Here is an 8832-nt window from a genome sequence, read left to right as displayed (position 1 = left end):
ACCTCCAATCACTCGGCTACGACACGCCGGTACCGCTGATCAGGTCCGACTCGTACACCACTCTGCTGGACGCAACCGAGTCGCCGCCGCGGGGATCAGCTTCGAGCACTACCTGGCACCACCGTCGCCGCGTGTTACCCTCCCCGGCCGCTAGTCCGATCCTGACGTCGCACGACTCGAAGATGCGAGGTATTCCGCGGCAGCTAATAGTGCGGTAGCCAAGACATTGGCCTCGTCGGAGATATCAGTACGGTCGCCGTTGATCTCGTGGGCAACGAATAGTCCGTCGGCCATCGCCATGCTCAACGCGCCAAGTTGTCGAGTGGCTTTTGCGTCGAGTTCAGGAAAGAGTTCGGTGTACGAGGCGACCGTGCGCCGTAACGCCTCATCGCGAACGGAAAGGAACATCTTGCGCGCCGAGGGTTCTTCCGCTCGTCGCTCAAGCGCCAGCATCAATCCGAGCCTCAGGAAGTCGGCGGCTTCACGCAACGACTTGAGCGTTCGCTCCATCATCGCGGCGAGGCGTTGCTCGACCGATTCGTTGTCCGATCGCGGAGAAAAGCCACCAGCGCCTGCCAGCCAGAGTCCGAAACTGTGCTCGATCACCGCGGCGAGTAGCGCATCCTTATCTTTGAAATGCCAGTAAATCGAGCTTGCTGGTAGACCGGAACGCTGGCTCACCGCACCGATGGACGTACCTTCGTACCCGCGTTCGGCAGCGATCTCGGTTGCCGCCAGCAAGATCTTCTGACGCGACTCTTCGCCATTCACGCGCCGCCTCTTTGGCCTTGCGCCGCCAGCGGTTATGTCCGCCTCCTCTCGGCAAGCCAATATTTTGGCATCATTCTCTCACCCCTTTGATGTAGTGATTGACCTGATAAGCGGTATGTCAATGGCCGTTGTCGTCGACGCGAAAACGATCGCTTCCGCGGCTCGCCGCTGCAAAGCCGGACGGCGCCGACCGATGACGTCTGGCAGTAATCGCTTGGAGCCGGCGTTCTTCGGGCGTTACAGAGCGGGCCGCTTCGTCGTGGGAAGTGATGCTGCTTGAGCTCACACCGCAGCCCGGTGCCCGCGCGGCACCGGCGATGATGGGCGTCACTGGTTTCCGCTGCTTTGACAGCTGCTGGTGGAGACGTCAGGGATTTCCGCGCCGTCGGGAGCGGTCGCATCTTCGTCGACAACCTACAGTTGGGTCCCGGCGTGGTGCTCGGCGTCGGCGTGCTTGTCGGATTCGCTCAGTGCGGCGCCCGCATCGTCTGGTCGGCGTCAGGTGTTTTATCCAACGCATGCACCGTGGCGTCGGGGAGTCGGTGCGGCGCCCGCAGCAGGCAACCCAGGGCTGCGACCAACAGGATGACCGTGATGACGACCAGCGACGCCGACAATCCGTCTATGAAAGCGTGGTCGACGGCGTCGGCTAGCGCGACACCTCCAGGACCGAGGTGACCGGCCACGGCCAGACCGCCGGCCGCGGAGTGGCGAACAGTCTCTGCGGCCCCAAGGGGCAGCGTATTGACGGTCGGCGGTAGTCCGGAGCGGTAATGGCTGCTGAAGATGGACCCCGTCAGCGCGATGCCGACCGCAGAGCCAATCTCGCGTGTGGTGTCGTTGACGGCCGAGGCGACGCCCTGTTTGTCGCTGTTCAACGAGCCGACGATGGCGGCGGTGGCGGCCGAACTGAGCATTCCGATGCCGATGCCACAGATGATCAGACCGGCCAGGAACGGCCAATATCCGGAATCGACGGTGAGCCGTGAGATCGAGAACAGTCCGGCGCCGAGCATTATCAAACCGATCGCCATGACCGCCTTGAGTCCAATGCCGCCGACGATGCGAGGTGTCACCAGCGAAGCAGGCACCACCACGACGGCTACCGGGACCAGGGCAACCGCACTCGTGAGCGGGCTGTAGGCGAGGATGAGTTGCAGGTATTGCAGGCCTACGAAAAAGAAACCGAATATCGCCATAAATTGCACCAGGATTGTGACGGCGCCGGCGCGGAAGCCGGGGACGCCGAACAAGCGTGGGTCGAGCAGTGGTTGGTTCTTGCGGAAACCCACTGCGGCGTAAGCCGTGAAGGAGAGCACGGAGACGACCACCGCGGTCATGACGATCGGCGTTGTCCAGCCGCGGTCGTTTCCTTCGATGATGGCGAAGACCACGGTGCCGATGCCCAGTGCGGTGGTGATCGCGCCGGCCAGATCGGGGGTGGGTGGCTGCGTGTCGGCGGTGTTGGGCGCCAGGACTGCCGCGGCGCCCACGGAGACAGCAGCGACGACGGCGCTGGTGAGGAATATGGAGCGCCACGTCCACACTTCGAGCAGTGCGCCGGCGGCGAGCAATCCGACGATGGCACCGGCCGCTGCGAAACCCGACCAGGCGGCCACGCCGCGGGCGCGCTGTTGGATGGGAAAGGCGGCGGTGATGGTCGACAGGGTGCCGGGCATGATCATTGCGGCGGCGATGCCCATCACGGCGCGCCAGATGATCAATTCGGTGGTGGTCTGGGCCGTCAGCGCCGCCGCCATCGATGCCGCGCCGAACACGACGTTGCCGACGATAAGGACGTTGCGGCGTCCCCACCTGTCACCGATGGCGCCGAAGGGCAAGACCAGGGCGGCCAGGGCGACGGTGTAGGCGTCGGCGATCCATGTCAGTGCGGTGTTGGAGGCGTCGAGGTCGACGGCCAGGTCGGGCAGCGCGAGGTTGAGCGCAGACACCGACGCGACGACCAAAACAAGTGATAGGCACATGGCGGCGAGGACGCCAGCGGTCCCCGCCCGCCCCACCGCAGGGATCGACACCGGCGCGCTCACCGGCTCGGCTCGCGTTCGCTGATGAGGTCCAACGCGATGTCGGCGAGCATGTCTTCCTGGCCGCCGACCATGCCGCGACGGCCGGCTTCTTCGAGCAGCGTACGGGCGTCGATGTCGTAGCGCTCACCGGCGGTCTCGGCAGGGCGAAGGAAGCTGGAGTACACGCCGGCATATCCGAGCGTGAGCGTTTCGCGGTCCACACGCACCGGGCGGTCCTGCAGAGGTCTGACGATGTCGTCGGCGGCGTCCTCGAGGGTGTGCAGGTCGCAGCCGTGCTGCCAGCCGAGTTTGTCGGCGGCGGCGATGAACACCTCCAGGGGCGCGTTGCCGGCGCCGGCGCCCATACCCGTCAGCGAGGCGTCGACACGGTTGGCGCCATGTTCGACCGCGACGATTGAGTTCGCGACGCCCAGCGACAGGTTGTGGTGCGCGTGAATACCGATCTCGGTTGTCGCGGTAAGGGTTTGACGGAGGGCGTCGACGCGTTCAGCTACCTCGTTCATGGTCATGGCGCCGCCGGAGTCGACGACGTAGACGCAGGTGGCGCCGTAGCATTCCATGAGCTTGGCCTGCGCGGCCAGCGCTGCGGGGCTGGCCATGTGACTCATCATCAGGAAACCGACGGTGTCCATGCCGAGGTCGCGCGCTGCGGCGATGTGCTGGGCGGAGATGTCGGCTTCGGTGCAGTGGGTGGCGACGCGCACGACGGTCGCGCCGGCGAGGTGCGCGTCTTTGAGGTTCCCCACGCTGCCGATGCCGGGCAGCAGCAGCGTAGCGAGCTTGGCGCGTTGCACCACTCCGGCGACCGCTTGGATCCATTCCAAGTCAGTGTGAGCACCGAAGCCGTAGGTGCAGCTTGACCCCGACAGGCCGTCGCCGTGGGCGACTTCGATCGAATCCACGCCGGCGTCGTCGAGCGCCTTCGCGATGCTGGTGGATTGTTCGACGGTGTATTGGTGGCGGGTGGCGTGCATGCCGTCGCGTAGCGTGACGTCGCTGATGTACAGATTGTGAGTCATCTTGGCGCTCCGATGTTTTCGGCGAGATGGATGGCGATGCGTTCGGCGGCGGCCTTAGCCGCCGACGTCATGATGTCGAGGTTGCCGGCATAGGCAGGCAGGTAATGACCCGCGCCGGTGACTTCGAGCATTACGGTGACGCGGGTGCCGGTGAACTTGCCGGTTTCGGGAATGTAGAGCGGGTTGTCGGCGGTGAAGGTGTCGAACTGCACACGCTGTTTGAGGCGGTAACCCGGGACGTACGAGTTGACCTGATCAACCATCTCCACGACGGATCCTTCGATTGCGTCGTGGTCGGCGTCACCCTCGACGAGGCAATACACCGTGTTGCGCATCAGGATGGGCGGGTCGGCGGGGTTGAGGATCATCACGGCCTTGCCACGTCGGGCGCCACCGACGGAAAGTAATGCCGCAGAGGTGGTTTCGATGAAATCATCAATGTTGGCGCGGGTGCCGGGGCCGGCGGACTTCGACGCGATGGAGGATACGATCTCGGCGTAGGTCACGATGCCGACTTGTGAGACCGCGGACACGATCGGCACCGTTGCCTGACCGCCGCAGGTCACCATGTTCAGGTTAGGCGCGTCGAGGTGTTCATCGAGGTTGACCACCGGCACGCAGTACGGGCCGACCGATGCCGGTGTCAGATCGAGCATCCGCACGCCGGTGGGTTCGAGTTTGGCCCAGTTGACGTGGTGCGCAGAGGCCGAGGTGGCATCGAAGACCAGCTTGATCTCATCAAAGTGCGGCATGCCCAGTAGGCCGTCGACACCGCCGGCGGTGATCGGCACGCCCATGTGCTGGGCGCGCGCCAAACCGTCGGAGTCAGGGTCGATCCCGACCATGGCCGCCGCGCACAGCGGTCCGTCGCTACGCAGGATCTTGATCATCAGGTCGGTGCCGATGTTGCCTGAGCCGATGATGGCCACAGGGCAAAGGTGTTGTGTCATGGCGTATTCCTTAGGTGAAGCGCAGCGATACGGTGCCCAAGCCGCTGATCGTGGCGGTGGCGATGTCCCCGGCGTGGACGAAGGCCGCCGAGGTGAATGAGCCGGACATGACTAACTGTCCGGGCGACAGCTCGGTGCCGAACTCTGCGAGGGCATTGGCCAGCCAGGCGACCGCGGCGGCCGGGTCCCCCATGACGGCGTCACCGGTGCCGGACTCGATGACGTTGCCGTTGAGAGTTAGCGTGGCCGTGGCTTGGGGGAGTGCCAACGCTTCGGTATAGGGCGCCCACTCGCCGAGAACGATTGCGCCGGAGCTGGCGTTATCGGCGACGGTGTCGGCCAGAGTGAGCTTCCAGTCGGCGATACGGCTGTCGACGATTTCGAGCGCGACTGCGACCGCCTCGGTGGACTTGCGAACATCAGCAGCGCTGACACCGGGGCCGCGCAGCGCCTTGTGCAGCAGGAACGCGACCTCCGGCTCGACCCGGGGTGCGCAGAACCACTTGATGTCCACGGTGGGCGTGGAAATAACCATGTCATCGACGATGAATCCGTAGTCGGGCTCGTTCACGCCGAGCAGTTGCTGCATCGACGCCGAGGTCAAGCCGATTTTGTGGCCAATCAATGTGGCTCCCAACTGCAGTCGGCGCTGCAGATTGGCCTGCTGAACCCCGTAGGCGGTGCCAACATCGACACCGCGGTAGAGCTGGGTCAGCGGCGCGATCGGCACCCGGTCGCGTTGAGCGGCCCACAGTTTGTCGGCGGCAGCGGTGATGACGTCGCTGGTCATGCTGCTCGTCCCTCCACCATGATCATCGCGGTGCTGACCACAGCACAGGCATGCAGTTGGAACATTTCGTACAGATCGATGGTGTGGGCGCCGGCCTCCATGGCGATGAACAAACCGTCGGCGCCAGCCAGCGCGTAGGTGGCCAACTGGTTCACCAGCGGCGGCGTCAATTCGGGGATGAGTTCCCTAATGCCCGTGGCGAGTACGTAGAAGGCCTGCGCGCGTACACCTAAAAACATGGCGCGCGCCCGGGTTTCGACGGGCCGGCGCTCTAAGGTCAGCATCAAACCCAGTCGGATGAAGTCCGGCGAATTCATCAGCGCTTGGGCGATCTGGCCGGCCACTGCACGTACGCGTTCCTGGATCGATCCCTCCACTGGCAGCTGCCATGCTTGCAGCCATGCGCCGAAGCTGCGTTCGATGACGGCGGCGAGCAGGTCGTCCTTATCCTTGAAATGCCAGTAGATGGAACTGGCCGGTAGCCCGCATTTGGCGCTAACCGCACCGATGCTGGTGCCCTCATACTCGCGTTCCGATGCGATTTCGCTTGCGGCGTCCAGAATTCGAGTCTGTGACATCTGGCCGTCGGGGCGGCGCCGGCGCCGTTTCGCTCCCATGCTTTCACCCGTCACGGCGACACTCCTCCATGCTCTTGACTCTGTAGTGATCGCTACAGTAACTTAGAGACTTGCTGCAGGACAAGTGCCGACGACGGCGCGCGAACAACGAGGTTCATCAGTGAACGAGACGCCAACGGCGCCCGAACGGACCCCCACCTACGACGTGGCGGTGATCGGCTATGGCCCCACTGGTGCCACTGCCGCTAATTTGCTGGGACGGCTGGGTCTGAGCGTGATCGTCCTCGAGCGCGATCCCGACGTCTATGCACGTGCTCGGGCCATCTCCACCGATGAAGAAGTGCTGCGGGTGTGGCAGTCGGTCGGGTTAGCGGACCGACTTCAACAGGACATGCTGCCCGACCGACCGGTCGCCTTCGTCGATGCCGACGGCGTGCCCTTCATCGAGACCACCATTGCCGCGCGGGGGTGTGGGCATCCGCCGCAACAGTTCATCTATCAACCTGCGGTCGACCACGTGCTGCGCGAGGGAGTAGCACGGTTTGCCAACGTCGTGGTGATGCTCGAACACGAATGCCTGCGTGCGCTCAACAAGGGCGATCACGTCGAGCTGCTGGTCGCCGACATGCAGACAGATTCGTTCACGCGCATCGCGGCCTCTTACGTGATCGCGGCTGACGGCGGTTCTTCGCCGACGCGCGGTCTGTTGGGTGTCGGCTACTCCGGCAAGACCTACGGTGAGCGCTGGGTGGTCATCGATACCAAGGTGCTCAAGGCGTGGGACGCTCACGACCGCTTGCGCTTCCACTGCAGCCCCGAACGACCGACCGTGGACTGCCCGACACCACTGGGCCATCACCGCTGGGAGTTTCCCGCGCGCGAGGCAGAAGACGAGAAGGCGCTTGTCAGCGATGAGTACGTCTGGCGCATCCTCAATCTTCAGGGCATCACCAAAGACCACGTAAGAATCCTGCGTGCCGTGGTCTACAGCCACCACGTCCGTGTGGCCGACCGGTGGCGGGTCGGGCGGATATTCCTGGCCGGTGACGCCGCGCACGCCATGCCACCCTGGATCGGCCAAGGCATGTCCGCAGGCGTACGCGACGCCGCCAACCTGTGCTGGAAGATCGCCGCGGTAGTGCGGGGTCAAGCACCAGAGGGTCTTCTGAATTCTTATGAGATCGAACGCAAACCGCATGTGATCGAGGTGACCCGACGCGCGGTCCGCGTCGGGCGTGTCATCACCGAACGCCACCCGTTCGTTGCAGCACTGCGCAACCACATGCTGCGTGCGATCACAAAACTGCCCGGGGTCCTCGACGAAGGTCAAAAGTTATTTTGGATCCCCGACGCCCATTACGGTGAGGGCTTTTTCGCCGACAGTTCACATAAGGCGATCGGGTGGCTCATCCCGCAGCCATGGGTCACCGACTCAGCGGGCGCGACCCAACGCCTGGACGACGTGCTCGGTGGGGGCTGGGCGCTGCTGCACACCGCCGCAACGCCGCCGGGTGCCCGGGCATGGATCCGACTGGGCGTGCCAGCGTTTCACATCCCGCACGATGTTCGCGACCGTGAGAGCACACTGATCCGGTGGCTATCGGACAAGAAGGCCACATCGATTGTCGTGCGCCCGGACGGCTTCGTCTACGCCGCAGCCGCTTTCGGACGGCCGCTCCCGCCACCCCCTGCTGGGTTCACCGGCAAGGCCTCGTCCGCCATCGACGCCCCAACGCCACAGGAAGCCATCGCATGACACTTCCTGAGTCAACCTCAGGCTGCGGTTTGCGGCTTTTGCGCGGCTCCGTGGAGGTTGGGGTTGTAGGGCTGGTGGGTGTGCCAGCAGCGGTAGATGACGCGGATCCAGGCTCGGGCGAGGATGCGTACGGCGTGGGGGTGGTCGTGTCCGCGGCCGCGGGCTGTGGTGTAGATGTTTGCGGCCCAGGGGCTTTCGTGGCGGCTGTTGTCGGCGAAGGTGGTCAGTGCCCTTCGGAAGCGTTTGTTGCAGGCCCAGCGGAAGTGCACCGCGTGTTGTTTACCGGAGGCTTTAGTTACCGGGGTGACCCCGGCCAGAGCGGCGATGGCGTCGGGTCCGTCGTAGGCTGCGCGGGAGTCGCCCCACTCGGCGAGCACCTGGGCGGCGTTGATCTGACCCGACCTTGGCAGCGACGTGAAGATCTCGGCGTCCGGGTGCTCCCCGAGGCGGGTGAGGGTCGACCGGTCGAGGGCCTTGCTGGCGTTGTTGAGTGCTTCCAGGATGTTGACCAGGGCTGCCACGGTGTCAGCGATGGCGGTGGTCAGGGCGGGGTCGGTGGTGCCGGCGGGTGCGCTGCGCAGTCGGGCGAGCAGTTCTTTGGCTGGTCGACGGCCGGAGTAGGCGTGTTTGGCCAAGAAGGCGGCCAGCCGTTTCTCGCCGAGGCGGGTGGCGCTGACGGCGGTCGGGTAGTGGCGCAGGAAGGCCAGGCTGATCGGGGATTCGACGTCGGCGAAGATCGCTTTGGCGCCGGGCCAGTGGTCCTCGAGCAGGGCGCTGAGTTGGTTGGTGGCCGACACCCGCATCTTGACGATGTCGTCGCGGGTGCGCACCACCGTGCGCAATGCCTTGGTCTGGGCGCTGTAGGGCGCCAGCGGACGCAGTCGATGGTGGCGCAGCCGCAGGTACTCGGCGATCACCAG

8 protein-coding genes are annotated in these 8832 nt (G+C 64.7%); 1 reads left to right on the top strand and 7 read right to left on the bottom strand.

Features of this window, described 5'->3' with window-relative positions; translation table 11 throughout:
* Window positions 1-150 precede the first annotated feature (150 nt).
* The 6 genes from AWC25_RS10535 to AWC25_RS10510 all read right to left on the bottom strand — a co-directional run bounded on the left by AWC25_RS10535 (window position 151) and on the right by AWC25_RS10510 (window position 6195).
* Window positions 151-771: a TetR/AcrR family transcriptional regulator gene (locus tag AWC25_RS10535; protein WP_232327350.1), complete on the bottom strand. Its 621-nt coding sequence runs from the start codon at window positions 769-771 to the stop codon at window positions 151-153.
* Window positions 772-1238: 467 nt separating this feature from the next.
* A complete protein-coding gene (locus AWC25_RS10530; RefSeq protein ID WP_264034115.1) occupies window positions 1239-2792 on the bottom strand; it encodes an MFS transporter in 1554 nt (517 codons plus the stop codon).
* 23 nt (window positions 2793-2815) lie between these two features.
* Window positions 2816-3838 carry a 4-hydroxy-2-oxovalerate aldolase gene (gene dmpG / locus AWC25_RS10525; protein WP_069402800.1) on the bottom strand — a complete coding sequence of 341 codons (1023 nt, stop codon included), beginning with the start codon at window positions 3836-3838 and terminating at the stop codon, window positions 2816-2818.
* On the bottom strand, window positions 3835-4788 hold the full coding sequence (locus AWC25_RS10520; protein ID WP_169717121.1) for an acetaldehyde dehydrogenase (acetylating): 954 nt from the start codon (window positions 4786-4788) through the stop codon (window positions 3835-3837). The genes dmpG and AWC25_RS10520 overlap by 4 nt, the downstream gene beginning before the upstream one ends.
* Window positions 4789-4798: 10 nt before the next feature.
* Complete coding sequence (locus AWC25_RS10515; RefSeq protein ID WP_069402798.1) at window positions 4799-5578, bottom strand: 2-keto-4-pentenoate hydratase; 780 nt, start codon at window positions 5576-5578, stop codon at window positions 4799-4801.
* Window positions 5575-6195 (bottom strand): TetR/AcrR family transcriptional regulator, encoded by a 621-nt coding sequence (locus tag AWC25_RS10510; protein WP_069402808.1) that lies wholly within the window; start codon window positions 6193-6195, stop codon window positions 5575-5577. The genes AWC25_RS10515 and AWC25_RS10510 overlap by 4 nt, the downstream gene beginning before the upstream one ends.
* A gap of 121 nt (window positions 6196-6316) precedes the next feature.
* On the opposite strand from AWC25_RS10510, the gene AWC25_RS10505 reads away from it, so the two are divergent.
* Complete coding sequence (locus tag AWC25_RS10505) at window positions 6317-7912, top strand: bifunctional 3-(3-hydroxy-phenyl)propionate/3-hydroxycinnamic acid hydroxylase (RefSeq protein ID WP_069402797.1); 1596 nt, start codon at window positions 6317-6319, stop codon at window positions 7910-7912.
* 17 nt (window positions 7913-7929) lie between these two features.
* Here AWC25_RS10505 and AWC25_RS10500 read toward each other — a convergent pair.
* A partial coding sequence (locus tag AWC25_RS10500) for a transposase (protein WP_142278784.1) occupies window positions 7930-8832 on the bottom strand: 903 nt, incomplete at its 5' end.

Source organism: Mycobacterium sherrisii, assembly GCF_002102355.1.
Taxonomy (GTDB): domain Bacteria; phylum Actinomycetota; class Actinomycetes; order Mycobacteriales; family Mycobacteriaceae; genus Mycobacterium; species Mycobacterium sherrisii.
This window is presented reverse-complemented; position numbering and strand designations above follow the sequence as displayed.